This window comes from Amycolatopsis sp. BJA-103 (assembly GCF_002849735.1).
Lineage (GTDB): Bacteria > Actinomycetota > Actinomycetes > Mycobacteriales > Pseudonocardiaceae > Amycolatopsis.
Window position 1 is genome coordinate 5,399,676 of the sequence record NZ_CP017780.1, and the last position, 12,361, is coordinate 5,412,036.

General features: G+C 69.5%; 14 protein-coding genes. 1 reads left to right on the plus strand and 13 read right to left on the minus strand.

What is annotated here, in order from left to right:
• Positions 1-26: 26 nt before the first annotated feature.
• The gene (gene tsf, locus BKN51_RS23400) at positions 27-851 is read right to left on the minus strand and encodes a translation elongation factor Ts (protein WP_101609642.1); all 825 of its coding nucleotides are present in this window, start codon (positions 849-851) and stop codon (positions 27-29) included.
• Positions 852-943: 92 nt separating this feature from the next.
• Positions 944-1,843, minus strand: coding sequence for a 30S ribosomal protein S2 (gene rpsB / locus BKN51_RS23405; RefSeq protein ID WP_101609643.1), 900 nt, complete (start codon positions 1,841-1,843; stop codon positions 944-946).
• 382 nt (positions 1,844-2,225) lie between these two features.
• Here rpsB and BKN51_RS23410 point away from each other — a divergent pair, with 382 nt between their 5' ends.
• Positions 2,226-2,831, plus strand: coding sequence for a M23 family metallopeptidase (locus tag BKN51_RS23410; protein WP_101609644.1), 606 nt, complete (start codon positions 2,226-2,228; stop codon positions 2,829-2,831).
• 239 nt (positions 2,832-3,070) lie between these two features.
• Here the strand turns inward: BKN51_RS23410 and BKN51_RS23415 are convergent, their stop codons facing one another.
• The 11 genes from BKN51_RS23415 to rimM all read right to left on the minus strand — a co-directional run bounded on the left by BKN51_RS23415 (position 3,071) and on the right by rimM (position 12,356).
• The gene (locus BKN51_RS23415; protein ID WP_168214375.1) at positions 3,071-4,012 is read right to left on the minus strand and encodes a FliA/WhiG family RNA polymerase sigma factor; all 942 of its coding nucleotides are present in this window, start codon (positions 4,010-4,012) and stop codon (positions 3,071-3,073) included.
• Between the two features lie 20 nt (positions 4,013-4,032).
• Entirely contained in the window at positions 4,033-5,028 is a 996-nt protein-coding gene (locus BKN51_RS23420; protein WP_101613413.1) for a tyrosine recombinase XerC, read from the minus strand.
• Positions 5,029-5,133: 105 nt separating this feature from the next.
• Positions 5,134-6,273: a DNA-processing protein DprA gene (gene dprA, locus BKN51_RS23425; RefSeq protein WP_101609645.1), complete on the minus strand. Its 1,140-nt coding sequence runs from the start codon at positions 6,271-6,273 to the stop codon at positions 5,134-5,136.
• The gene (locus BKN51_RS23430; protein WP_101609646.1) at positions 6,270-7,781 is read right to left on the minus strand and encodes a YifB family Mg chelatase-like AAA ATPase; all 1,512 of its coding nucleotides are present in this window, start codon (positions 7,779-7,781) and stop codon (positions 6,270-6,272) included. Before BKN51_RS23430 ends, dprA begins: the two co-directional genes overlap by 4 nt.
• The gene (locus BKN51_RS23435) at positions 7,782-8,168 is read right to left on the minus strand and encodes a YraN family protein (protein ID WP_101609647.1); all 387 of its coding nucleotides are present in this window, start codon (positions 8,166-8,168) and stop codon (positions 7,782-7,784) included. It lies immediately after the preceding gene.
• Positions 8,169-8,409: 241 nt separating this feature from the next.
• Positions 8,410-8,733, minus strand: coding sequence for a DUF2469 domain-containing protein (locus BKN51_RS23440; protein ID WP_003096226.1), 324 nt, complete (start codon positions 8,731-8,733; stop codon positions 8,410-8,412).
• Complete coding sequence (locus BKN51_RS23445; protein WP_101609648.1) at positions 8,730-9,509, minus strand: ribonuclease HII; 780 nt, start codon at positions 9,507-9,509, stop codon at positions 8,730-8,732. Before BKN51_RS23445 ends, BKN51_RS23440 begins: the two co-directional genes overlap by 4 nt.
• A gap of 58 nt (positions 9,510-9,567) precedes the next feature.
• Positions 9,568-10,497, minus strand: a complete 930-nt coding sequence (gene lepB / locus BKN51_RS23450) for a signal peptidase I (RefSeq protein WP_101609649.1) — start codon at positions 10,495-10,497, stop codon at positions 9,568-9,570.
• Between the two features lie 31 nt (positions 10,498-10,528).
• Entirely contained in the window at positions 10,529-10,897 is a 369-nt protein-coding gene (gene rplS / locus BKN51_RS23455) for a 50S ribosomal protein L19 (RefSeq protein WP_005154717.1), read from the minus strand.
• 182 nt (positions 10,898-11,079) lie between these two features.
• Entirely contained in the window at positions 11,080-11,844 is a 765-nt protein-coding gene (gene trmD, locus BKN51_RS23460) for a tRNA (guanosine(37)-N1)-methyltransferase TrmD (protein ID WP_101609650.1), read from the minus strand.
• Entirely contained in the window at positions 11,844-12,356 is a 513-nt protein-coding gene (rimM, locus tag BKN51_RS23465; protein ID WP_101609651.1) for a ribosome maturation factor RimM, read from the minus strand. Before rimM ends, trmD begins: the two co-directional genes overlap by 1 nt.
• Positions 12,357-12,361 lie beyond the last annotated feature (5 nt).

Below are 12,361 nucleotides of genomic sequence, written 5' to 3' on the forward strand. Positions count from 1 at the left end.
GGTGACTCTTGTGTTCCGCGCCTGGATCAGGCCTGGCCGACCTCGAACCGGGCGAACCGGCTCACGGTCACGCCGGCCTCGTCGAGCAGGGCCTTGACGGTCTTCTTGTTGTCCTTGACCGACGGCTGCTCGAGCAGGACGTTGTCCTTGTAGTAGGCGTTGACCTTGCCCTCGATGATCTTGGGCATGGCCTGCTCCGGCTTGCCCTCTTCGCGGGCGGTCGCCTCGGCGACGCGGCGCTCGTTCTCGACGATCTCGGCCGGGACCTCTTCGCGCGTGAGGTACTTGGCCTTGAGCGCGGCGACCTGCATGGCGGCCCCACGAGCGGCCTCGGCGGCGGCCTCGCCCTCACCGGTGTACTCGATGAGCACGCCGACGGCGGGCGGAAGGTCCGCACCGCGACGGTGCAGGTAGGTGGCGGTGGTGCCTTCGTAGGCGGCGACACGGCGAAGCTCGAGCTTCTCGCCGATGCGCGCGGCCATCTCCTGGACGGTCTCGTCGACGGTCTTGCCGTCGAGCGAGGCGGCCTTCAGCTTCTCGACGTCGTTCGTCTTCTCGGTCTTGGCGACCTCGACGATCTTCGCGGCGAGAGCCTGGAAGTCCTCGTTCTTCGCGACGAAGTCGGTCTCGGAGTCGAGCTCGATCAGCACGCCGTCCTGGCCCGCGACGAGGCCCTCGGCGGTGGCGCGCTCAGCGCGCTTGCCGACGTCCTTGGCGCCCTTGATGCGCAGGAACTCGACGGCCTTGTCGAAGTCGCCGTCGTTCTCCTCCAGCGCCTTCTTGCAGTTCATCATGCCCGCGCCGGTCAGCTCGCGGAGGCGCTTCACGTCTGCGGCGGTGTAGTTCGCCATCGTGCGTTGTCCGTCCTTTTCAGGTACGAGAAAGTCTTTTGGGAAGAGGTGACCCGCGGGGCCGCCCGGAGGCGGCCCCGCGGGCTGGTGGATCAGGAGGAGGCGGTGGCCTGCTCGGCCGGAGCCTCGACGGGCGCCTCGGCGGGAACTTCGGTGGTCGCGCCGGTCGCGGCGGCGGCTTCCTTGGCGTCCGCGGCGGCGGTCTCGGAGCCGGCGAGCAGCTCCTTCTCCCACTCGGCCAGCGGCTCGTCCGTGGCGACGACACCCGGCTCGGGCTTGGTGTCGGCGGAGCCACCGTTGCGGCTGGAGCGGGCCATCAGACCGGCGGCGGCGGCCTCGGCCACGACCTTGGTCAGCAGCGCGGCCGAACGGATCGCGTCGTCGTTACCCGGAATCGGGTAGTCGACCTCGTCCGGGTCGCAGTTGGTGTCGAGGATCGCGACGACCGGGATGTTGAGCTTGCGAGCCTCGCCGACGGCGATGTGCTCCTTCTTCGTGTCGACGATCCACACGATGCTCGGCACCTTGGCCATGTCGCGGATACCGCCGAGGGTCTTCTCGAGCTTGTCCTTCTCACGGGTGAGCGTGAGGATCTCGCGCTTGGTCAGGCCGGCGAAGCCGCCGGTCTGCTCCTGCGACTCGAGCTCCTTCAGGCGGAGCAGACGCTTGTGCACCGTCTGGAAGTTGGTCAGCATGCCGCCCAGCCAGCGCTGGTTCACGTAGGGCATGCCCACGCGGGCGGCCTCGGAAGCGATGGCCTCCTGGGCCTGCTTCTTGGTGCCGACGAACATGATGGTGCCGCCGTGCGCGACGGTTTCCTTGATGAACTCGAACGCGCGGTCGATGTAGGTCAGCGTCTGCTGAAGGTCGATGATGTAGATGCCATTGCGCTCGGTGAAGATGTAGCGCTTCATCTTCGGGTTCCACCGACGGGTCTGGTGCCCGAAGTGCACGCCGCTGTCGAGCAGCTGCTTCATGGTGACGACGGCCATTGCCGGAATCAACCTCTTCTGTGTCGTGCGCGCCCGGCTCCGCCGGGACCGCGCTTTTCGGTTCGTCGCTCACGGCCGGGTGGCCGATCGCCCTGGTGCAGATGCTCGGGCCCGGACCCGGGAGTGAAGTGACCCCAGGGACCGCCGGGCCGTGTACCCCCGTCTGTCCTGACCCTCCGTGAGGAGATCGGCCATCGGGAGCGCGCACGTGCACGCGAAGTCAGCCCGCTGACGCGGACCGCGCAAAGAAGTCTACTCCCCGTCGTCACCGCCTACCGCACCGGCAGCCCCTGATGAGAGCGGTTGTCCACAACCGGCTCGGTTATCCACAGATTCCACCGGCGCGCCCCGCCCGCCACGCCGGGCGCCCAAGCTCGAACACATGACGATGACGACCTGTTCCCGCCCTGTCACCAGGCATTCTTTCGCGATCGACCGCACCGGCGGCAGGCACCGCCGCCCGGGGTGCCCACGACGCCTTCCCCGCCTCGCGGTCCTCGCGACCGTGCTCGCGATCCTGACCTCTTCGGCGATGCCGGGAACGGCCAGGGGCGCCCCGATCCCGCTGGGACGCCTCTCTTGGCCGCTCTCCCCGGCACCGAGCGTCACCAGGTACTTCGAGCCGCCGTCGACGCCGTACGGCCCCGGTCACCGAGGCGTCGACCTCGCCGCGGCGCCCGGGACGAACGTGCTCGCGGCCGCCGAAGGAGTGGTGATGTTCGCCGGGCAGGTGGCAGGCCGCGGGGTGGTTTCGATCGATCACGAAGGGGGCCTGCGCACCACCTACCAACCCGTCGCCCCGATGGTCACCGCGGGTGACCAGGTCTACCGGGGCCAGGTGCTCGGGACGCTCGCCGCGGGCCATCCGGGCTGCCCGGAACCGGCTTGCCTGCATTTCGGCGTCCGGCGGGGCGAGGAGTACGTCGATCCACTGGCGTTGATCGGCGAGCAGTCGGAGATCCGCCTCAAACCTTGGGAAGGGGACTAGGGCGCGAGTTCCGCCCCCGATCACGCGAGTCCCGCCGCTAGGCACGTGAGTTCCGCCCTTGATCACGCGAGTGCCGTGCCTGATCACAGTAGCGCTACGCATTAGGTCTGCTCGGTGACCATCTCGGGGAGCTGCCATTCGCCGGACTCGCGGTCAGGACGAGGGCGGAACTCGCGTGATCAGAGGCGGAACTCACGTGAGCAGGCACGGCATTCACGTGACGGTGGCGCGGGTGGGCGTCAGGCCTGCTCGACCAGTTTCGCGCGCAGCCGCATGACGGCGCGGGTGTGCAGCTGGCTGACCCGGGACTCGGTGACGCCGAGGACCTTGCCGATCTCGGCGAGGGTCAGGCTCTCGAAGTAGTAGAGGCCGACCACGATCCGGTCGCGTTCGGTGAGCTGGGCGATCGCCTGTGCCAGCTGGCGGCGGTTGTCCTGGTCGACCAGGACGGCCACCGGGTCGACGGCGCCGTCGTCGGGCAGGGTGTCGACCAGCGAGCCGCTGTCCTTGCCGGCGGCGACCAGGTCTTCGAGCGCGATGACGCTGGTCAGCTGCATCTGGCCGTAGAACTCGCGCAGGTCGTCGACGCTGATTTCGAGCTCGGCCGCCAGTTCGGCGTCGGTCGGCGTGCGGTTCAGCCGGGCGCCGAGGCGTTCCAGCGCGCGTTCGGCCTCGCGGGCCTTGCTGCGCACCGCCCGGGGGACCCAGTCCTGGGAACGGAGGTCGTCGAGGATCGCGCCCCGGATGCGCTGCATGGCGTAGGTCTCGAACCGCAGGCCCCTGGCGGGTTCGAACTTCTCGATCGCGTCGACCAGGCCGAAGATCCCGGACTGGATCAGGTCGCCGACGTCGACGTGGGTCGGCAGGCCGGTGCCGACGCGGCCCGCGACGTATTTGACGAGCGGTGCGTAGTGCAGCACGAGCCTGTCGCGCACGATCTGGTCCGGCGCCTCGGTGAACTCCCGCCACAGCGCCTGGATCCCGGCGTCCACCTCGTAGCCCGACCGCGATTCGGACGCGACGGCAGGACCGTCCCCGCCGGGACGGTGTTTCCCGGCGGCTTCGGTGACATGTGGGTCGGCGGTCATCGGACCGCCGTTCTCAGCATGCGACTCAGGGTGGTCTCCGTGCTCGTGCTCGTGCGGATGCGCGTGCGCCGCCGGTTCGGGCCGCCGGGTCACCTGCCGAGTCCTCCCCGGCATCATCGGGCCCGGGGGTGTGCGCGGTCGTGGATCGCCTTCAGCCGATCGACGGTCACATGAGTGTAGAGCTGCGTTGTGGCCAGCGTAGCGTGACCAAGCAGTTCCTGAACGCTCCGAAGATCGGCACCGCCTTCGAGCAGATGGGTGGCCGCGGAATGCCTCAGGCCGTGCGGCCCCATGTCGTTCGCGCCCGGCACCGAGCCGACGGCGTCATGGACGACCCGGCGGGCCGCCCGCGGATCGAGCCTGCCTCCCCGTGCGCCCAGGAAGAGCGCGGCTTCGGTCTGCCCTTTGGTTTCGACGGCGAGCTTTCCCCTGCCCTCGTCCAGCCACACCCGCAGGGTCGCTTCGGCGGGGACGCCGAACGGCACGACGCGTTCCTTGCCGCCCTTGCCCAGCACGAGCACGACACGGCGGGAGAAGTCGACGTCGCCCGTATCCAGTCCGCACAGTTCCGAGACCCGCACACCGGTCGCGTAGAGCAGTTCCACGATGGCACTGTCCCTCAAGGCCACCGGGTCCCGCTGTTCGGCACCGGCGGCTGAGAAGCGCATGACCTCACTCGCTTGCTCCGCCCGGAGGACCCCGGGGAGCTTGCGGTGCGCGCGCGGCGCCACCAGCCTGCCGCCCGGATCGGACGCGAGCGCCCCGCCTCGATGAGCCCACGCGGTGAAGGTGCGGGCCGCCGCCGCGCGCCTGGCCAGCGTCGTCCGGCTGGCCCCTTCTTCGCGTTGCCGGGCCAGCCAGCCACGCAGCGTCCCGATGTCGAGATCCTCGAACCGGCCGCCGTTCCCGTCCACGAAGCCCGTCAGCGACACCACATCGCCGAGATAGGCACGCACCGTATGCGCGGACAGCCCGCGTTCGAGGGAGAGGTGCCGCTCGTAGTCGTCGATCAGCTTCCGGACAGGCTCCGGCAGCGCCGCACGGGCGGCGCGCAGATCGGGTCTGCGGGCGCGTTTTCCCGTGCCGTGGGGACCTTCGGTCGACGGCATGCCGATCACGCTGCGCGATGTACGGCGGATGGTCAAGTATCGCCGCACCCTGTTGTGGTGTCCGTGGTCGGATCGTGCCGGGATGGCGTCTCGGGTGTAGGCCAGTCAGGTCTTGGCGATCCGTCTTCGCCACCCTGCGTCACCCCTTTCCGCGAAGCCGTCGAGTTCCAGTTCGGGAAGCAGCGCGCGGACGCGTTCGACCGGGACGCCGGATTCGGCGGCGATCCGTTCCTCGGGCCTCGCCGACCGTTCGGACAGGGCGTCGTGGACTCGCAGCGCCTCCGGGCCGAGCCGATCGGTGCGGCGGCGCGGTTTCGACGGATCCGCGACGGGCTGCCCGAGCCGCCCGGCCGTCTCGAGGATCTCGTCGACCGAGGTCACCAGTGTTGCCTCGCCTTCGCGAATCAGCGCGTGGCAGCCGGCGGACATCCCGGACGACACCGGCCCCGGCATCGCCATCACGACCTTGCCCAGTGCCCCGGCCGTACCGGCGGTGTTCCGCGCGCCGCTGCGCCTGCCCGCCTCGACCACGACCGTCCCTTCGGTGAGCGCCGCGATGAGCCTGTTCCGGACGAGGAAGCGATGCCGGGCGGGCGAGGTTCCCGGCGGGTACTCGCTGACCACCGCGCCGGTCTTCCCGATGGTGCGCAACAAGGTCGTGTGCTGGGCCGGGTAGCCGGCATCGATTCCGCAGCCGAGCAGGGCGACCGTGGTGCCGCCCGCGCTCAGCGCACCCCGGTGGGCCGCGCCGTCGATGCCGTACGCCGCCCCCGAGAACACCGGGATTCCCCTGCTTGCCAGGTGATAGCCCATCTCGGCCGCGCAGTGCTCGCCGTACTCGGTCGCCGCGCGGGCGCCGACGATCGCGATCGCCTGGTCCACCGCCTCGTCGAGCCTGGCCGGGCCGCGGACCCACAACGCCAGCGGGGGCGCCGTCCCGGAGACGCCCCTGTTCTGGGCGACGGCCAGCGAAAGCAGCGGCCAGGCAGGCCATTCGCCGTCTTCCGGGATCACGAGCCGGGTCTCGCCGACGGCCGCCCGCTCCAGATCACGCTCGGCGTAGTCGTGCGCTCGCCGCGCGGCCGTCTCGTCGCGCACCTTCGGCGGGCACTCGGCCAGCCGCACCCGTTCCGCGGCAAGGACCGGGCCGTGTTCACCGACGAAATCGGCCAAGGCGGGTGCCGGGGGCTCGGCCACGCGCAGCAGGTACGACCGCGCGATCCGTTCGGCCTCGAATTCACTCATCCGGATGACCTCTCCCGAAAGTTCAGGGCGGCCGCGACCTCGTCCGCCTCCGGACTCTCGGCGCCTTTCAGATCGGCGAGCGTCCAAGCGATGCGAAGGCAACGGTCAGCGCCGCGCGCGGTGATCGCACCCCGCTCGAGCGCCCGGTCCAGCAACGCAGTGACCTGCGGTGGCAGGGCGAACTCGCGGCGCAGTGCCGGGCCGGGCACTTCCGCGTTCGTCGGCCAGCCCTGTTCCGCCCAGCGTTTTCCGGCTCGCTCGCGAGCCTCCAGCACCCGTTCCCGGACGGCCGCCGACGGTTCGGGCGGCTCGCTCAGGTGTGCGCTGAGCGCGGAAAGTGGCCGCAGCCGAACCCGCAAATCCACTCGATCGAGTAACGGGCCGGACAGCCTGCCCAAGTACCGCCGGCGCGCGGCCGCCGAGCACGTGCAATCGGCGTCCTTCGCCGGTGCGCAAGGACAGGGGTTGGTCGCCAGCACCAACTGGAAACGTGCCGGGTACCGCACGGCGCCTTTGACCCTCGCGATCCGCACTTCGCCCTCTTCGAGCACCGTGCGCAGCGACTCCAGCCGTTCCGGGCCGAACTCGCAGACCTCGTCGAGGAACAGGATTCCCCGGTGCGCTCTGCTGATCGCCCCGGGCACGGCCAGCCCGCTGCCCCCGCCGATCAGGGCGGGCACGCTGATCGAATGATGCGGCGCGACGAACGGCGGCACGGTGACCAGCGGTGCGGACCGGGAGAGCGAACCGTCGATCGAATGGACCGCGGTGACCTGTAACGACTCTTCCGCGGTCAGCCGCGGAAGGAGGCCCGGAAGGCGTTTCGCGAGCATCGTCTTGCCCACCCCGGGAGGGCCGGTCATCAGCAGGTGATGCCCGCCCGCCGCGGCCACTTCCAGTGCCCACCGCGCTTCCGGCTGTCCCACGACGTCGACGAGATCGGGAACCCGAGGCGGCTCCTGGTCGGCGAAGGGCTCGGGCCGGGCAAGTTCCCCTTCACCCTTGAGCCAGTCCACGAAGTCGCTCAGCCGGGCCACCCCGCCGACCTCCAGACCGTCCACGAGAGCGGCTTCGAACAGCGACTCGGCGGGGACGACCGCCCGCCGGTACCCGGCGTTGCGCGCCGCCAGCAATCCCGGCAGCACCCCGCGGACGGCCCGCACCCTGCCGTCGAGGGCGAGTTCGCCGAGCAGCACGGTGTTCAGCAGCTTCGTGGCCGGAACCGCTCCCGTCGCCGCCAGGACCGCCGCCGCGATGCCCAGGTCGTAGCCGGATCCCACCTTCGGCAGGTTCGCCGGGGACAGGCCGAGGATCACTCGTTCGTCGGGCCAGGTCTGCTGCGAGTTGCGGACGGCGGACCGGACGCGGTCCTTCGCCTCCTTCAACCCGGTGTCGGGCAGCCCCACCATCGTCACCTTCGGCGACCCGCCGCCGATGTCGGCCTCGATCTCGATCATCTTGCCGTCGACGCCGAGGAGCGCGACGGACCAGGCCTTCGCCAGCGCCATTCAGAACGCCGCCTTGATATGCCGGACATGCGGCTGGGCTCCGGGCCTGGCGACGATCGCGACGATGTCGTAGCGGACGGAGCACCAGCGGAGCATGAACGTGCGCTGCCACTGGTGCGCGAGACGGCGGATGCGATCCGCCTTGTCCGGGGTCACCGCCTCGGCGGGGCTGCCGAAGCCCACTCCCGTCCTGGTCTTCACCTCGCAGAAGATCAGGCGTTTCCTGTCCGTCGCGACAAGGTCCAGTTCGCCGTCGCGGCAACGCCAGTTGCGGCTCAGGACGACGTAGCCCGCCTTCTCCAGATGCCGGACCGCGAGTTCTTCTCCCCAGCGCCCCAGCTCGATGTGCGGCGCCCCTGCGGACGGCTGTTCTGCCGTGCTCGTCATCTCGATCCCCCTCAGCGATCGTCACAGTGCGTGTGCGATCAACGCTGCCAGGGTGATCGGGCGGCGACCAGACTCAATCCGCCCGCCTGTGGACAACCGGGGTGTTGTGGATAACCCGGGCGCGATCCGGCCTCGCGGGACGAAAGCGTCGGCGGTCCGTGCTAGGCGCCCCGCAAGTACGTGAAGGCCCCCTTCAGTGCGCTAGACGCACTGAAGGGGGCCTTCACGTACTTGGGAAAGATCAGCCGGAGAACGGACCGTCCTCGGGCAGCCGGAGATCCGGTTTGTCGAGCTCCTCGACGTTGACGTCCTTGAACGTGATGACCCGGACGTGCTTGACGAACCTGGCCGGCCGGTACATGTCCCAGACCCACGCGTCGGACATGCGGACCTCGAAGTACACCTCACCGCCGCCGTCGCGCACCTGCACGTCGACGGCGTTGGCCAGATAGAACCGCCGCTCGGTCTCCACCACGTACGAGAACTGGCCGACTATGTCGCGATACTCGCGGTAAAGCGAGAGCTCCATCTCGGTCTCGTACTTCTCGAGATCCTCTGCGCTCATGAAATCCGCGCCCCTCCTCGCGATTCTGCTGATATTCCAGCGGCGGAGCGTTCATTGTTACCCACGTAAGGGCCGAGGGCACGTATCGGCACGCTCGGGTTTTCCAGTGCCGCGACGGTCAGCACGACCGGGTGAGGCGGGCGGGCCCGGTGCGCGGCGGCCGCGGTGGCCACATTCGCGTACGACCAGCGGTGTACCGGACTCGGGCCGTGCGTGGTCAGCGCCGCGCTGTGCTCGGTGGTGCTGTAGCCCTTGTGGACGTCGAAGCCGTAGTGCGGGTGGACGTCGTGCAGGTCGCCCATGATCCGGTCCCGCGTGACCTTGGCCAGCACGGATGCCGCCGCCACGCACGCGACGGCCTTGTCCCCCTTGATCACCGGCACGCTCGGCGCGGGCAGCCCGGACACACGGAATCCGTCGGTCAGGACGTACCCCGGAGTCTTCCGCAGCGCCGAAACGGCACGCCGCATGCCTTCGAGGTTCATGACATGGATGCCGAACAGGTCGACCTCGGCCGCCGGGATGACGATGACCGCGTAGTCCAGCGCACGCTGGACCACCCGGTCGTAGACCCGATCGCGGGCCTTGGCCGTGAGGACCTTGGAATCGGTGAGCTCGGGAAGCCGGGCGGCGTCGCCTGAACGCAGGACGCAGGCGGCCACGACGAGCGGGCCGGCGCAAGCACCGCGCCCTGCCTCGTCGACACCGGCGACGGGCCCGAGGCCCCGCCGGTCCAGCGCACTCTGCAACCCCCAGAAGAGGTCACCACGCACCACTGCCCGCGGCGGCCGAAGCGGCTCGGCCGGTGTGAGCGGTACAGGAACTCTCAAGGCCTTACCGCCTCCGGTCGACCGCCTTGCGCACTCCGGACGTCATCCGCCTGCCGAAGAAGACCACGGGCCACGCCGCGGCGACGCCGACACCCAGGGGAAGCCCCTGCTGCCAGGCGGGCGCGCCCAGTGCCAGCGGCTGCGCGTTCGCCTGCGGGTTGTGGTCCGAAACGCCACCCCAGCGGCCCGGCGGGAGCACGATGATCCGCGCCTTGCCGATGATGTTGTCCACCGGGACGGCACCGTTCACGCCGCCGCCGCCCTGGAACCGGGAGTCGCTCGAGTTGTTGCGGTTGTCGCCCATCACCCAGACGTATCCGGCAGGCACCTTGACCGGCTCGAACGTCTTCTCGGTGGGCGCCATGCCCTCTTCCCAGTGGACGTACGGCTCGTCGAGAGCCTTGCCGTCCACGACGACGCGGTTGTTGTCGCAACACTGCACCGTCTGGCCGCCGACCGCGATGATCCGCTTGACGAAGTCACGCTCGTCCGGCGGCGCGAACCCGATCAAGGATCCCAGCGCGCGGAAGCCGGTGACGAAGATGTTGCTGGACTCTTCCGTCTGGATCTCGCCCGCCCACGCCGGCGGTCCCTTGAAGACCACCACGTCGCCCGGGCCGGGATCACTGAAGTCGTACGTGATCCGGTCGACCAGGATCCGGTCGCCCGTGCATCCCGCGCAGCCGTGCAGGGTGGTCTCCATCGATCCCGAGGGGATCATGTAGACCTTGGCGAGGAACTGCTGGATCAAGATCGTCAGCACGAGGGCGACGACGATCAGGATCGGCAGTTCCTTCCAGAACGACCGCTTCTTGTTGACCTTGCCGAATTTCTTGGATCCGGATCGGCCCCGTCGGGAGGCCCTGGTAGGGCGCTCCTCGTCGGGACGATCGGGCTCATCTTCGGAGGTGTTCTGGGACACGGGTTCGACCACGACGCCAGGTTACCTGTAACCGTGCGGCTACCTACTTGGCGGAGGTCGTCTCGCGGTTTTCGCGGCGTTCCTTGATCTTGGCGGCCTTGCCGCGCAGCTCGCGGAGGTAGTACAGCTTCGCGCGGCGGACGTCGCCGCGCTTGAAGACCTCGACCTCGGCGATGTTCGGCGAGTGCACCGGGAAGGTGCGCTCCACGCCGATGCCGAACGACACCTTGCGGACCGTGAAGGTCTCGCGGATGCCGCCGCCCTGGCGACGCAGCACGACGCCCTGGAAGATCTGGTTACGCTCGCGGTTGCCCTCGATGACGCGGACGTGAACCTTGAGCGTGTCGCCCGGTCGGAAGTCCGGGATGTCGGAACGCAGTGACTGCGCGTCCAGCGCGTCCAGGGTGTTCATCGGTGGTCCGTCCTCGTCTTCGTATGGCTTACGTGCAGCTTGGGCGCGCAGTGTCGGGCACTGCGACCTACCCGGGGGCTGATGGCGTTCCAGATGAGCTCGGGCCTTTACTCCGGACACTGTCCGTTGTACAAACTCCGGCGTCTATCCACGCCAACCTGTCAAGTATTGCAGACCAGGACTCAGGTGCTTGACCCGGCCTGGCCGGTGCCCTCGTCCAACCGGTCGAGGACCTTGAGATCGTGCTTGTCGAGACTACCTTCGGGCAGCTGGCCGATGAGCTCCGGCCTGCGCCGTACGGTGCGTTCCAGCGCCTGGTCGCGGCGCCAGCGGTCGATCAGCGCGTGGTTGCCCGAGCGCAGGACGTCCGGCACGGCCAGGTCGCGCCAGACCTCGGGCCGTGTGTAGCTGGGTCCTTCGAGCAGGCCGTCGGAGAACGAGTCCTCCTCGGCGGAGCGGGCGTTCCCGAGCACTCCCGGCAGCAGCCGGACGACGGCCTCGACCATCACCAGCACCGCGGCCTCGCCGCCGACCAGCACGTAGTCGCCGATCGAGACCTCGTCGACGGGCATCCGCTTCGCGGCGTCGTCGATCACCCGCTGGTCGATGCCCTCGTAGCGGCCGCACGCGAACACCAGGTGCTCCTCGGCGGCGTACTGGTGGGCCATGGCCTGGGTGAACGGCCGTCCGGCGGGGGTGGGGACCACGAGCCGGGTGTTCTCGCCGCAGACTTCGTCCAGGGCGGGGCCCCAGATCTGCGGTTTCATCACCATGCCGGGCCCGCCGCCGTACGGGGCGTCGTCGACCGCGCGGTGGACGTCGTGCGTCCAGTCCCGCAGGTCGTGCACGCCGACCTCGATGAGGCCGCGGTCGATCGCGCGCCCGAGCAGCGCGGCGCGGAGCGGGTCGAGGTATTCGGGGAAGATCGTGACGACGTCGAGGCGCATCAGGCGTCCAGCAGGCCTTCCGGCGGGTCGAGGACGACGCGGCCGCCCGCGACGTCGACCGACGGGACGATCGCCTTCACGAACGGCACCAGGACCTCGCGTCCGTCGTGCTCGATCGACAGCAGTTCCCCGGCGGGTGAGTGCACGATTTCGAGCACCTTGCCGACGAGCGTGCCGTCGGTGAGTTCGGCCCGCAGGCCTTCGAGTTCGTGGTCGTAGAACTCGTCGGGGTCTTCGGTGGGCGGCAGCGTCGAGGTGTCGGCGATCAGGAGCGCGCCGCGGAGGGTCTCCGCGACGTCCCTGGTCAGCACCTCTTCGAAACGCACCAGCAGCCGCCCGCTGTGTTCGCGGGCGGCTGCGATGGTGAGATTCCGGCTGCTGCCGTCACGCAGCTTCGTCATGACGGCCGAACCGACGGCGAACCGCTGTTCCGGCGAGTCCGTGCGTACGTCCACCGCGAGTTCCCCGCGGATTCCGTGCGCCTTGGCGATACGGCCGACTACGACGTCCATCCGGT

Excerpts from the sequence above, each read along its gene's own strand:
- tsf (WP_101609642.1), bottom strand. The coding sequence starts at position 851 with ATGGCGAACTACACCGCCGCAGACGTGAAGCGCCTCCGCGAGCTGACC.
- rpsB (WP_101609643.1), bottom strand. The coding sequence starts at position 1,843 with ATGGCCGTCGTCACCATGAAGCAGCTGCTCGACAGCGGCGTGCACTTC.
- BKN51_RS23410 (WP_101609644.1), top strand. The coding sequence starts at position 2,226 with ATGACGATGACGACCTGTTCCCGCCCTGTCACCAGGCATTCTTTCGCG.
- BKN51_RS23420 (WP_101613413.1), bottom strand. The coding sequence starts at position 5,028 with ATGCCGTCGACCGAAGGTCCCCACGGCACGGGAAAACGCGCCCGCAGA.
- dprA (WP_101609645.1), bottom strand. The coding sequence starts at position 6,273 with ATGAGTGAATTCGAGGCCGAACGGATCGCGCGGTCGTACCTGCTGCGC.
- BKN51_RS23430 (WP_101609646.1), bottom strand. The coding sequence starts at position 7,781 with ATGGCGCTGGCGAAGGCCTGGTCCGTCGCGCTCCTCGGCGTCGACGGC.
- BKN51_RS23435 (WP_101609647.1), bottom strand. The coding sequence starts at position 8,168 with ATGACGAGCACGGCAGAACAGCCGTCCGCAGGGGCGCCGCACATCGAG.
- BKN51_RS23440 (WP_003096226.1), bottom strand. The coding sequence starts at position 8,733 with ATGAGCGCAGAGGATCTCGAGAAGTACGAGACCGAGATGGAGCTCTCG.
- rplS (WP_005154717.1), bottom strand. The coding sequence starts at position 10,897 with ATGAACACCCTGGACGCGCTGGACGCGCAGTCACTGCGTTCCGACATC.
- trmD (WP_101609650.1), bottom strand. The coding sequence starts at position 11,844 with ATGCGCCTCGACGTCGTCACGATCTTCCCCGAATACCTCGACCCGCTC.
- rimM (WP_101609651.1), bottom strand. The coding sequence starts at position 12,356 with ATGGACGTCGTAGTCGGCCGTATCGCCAAGGCGCACGGAATCCGCGGG.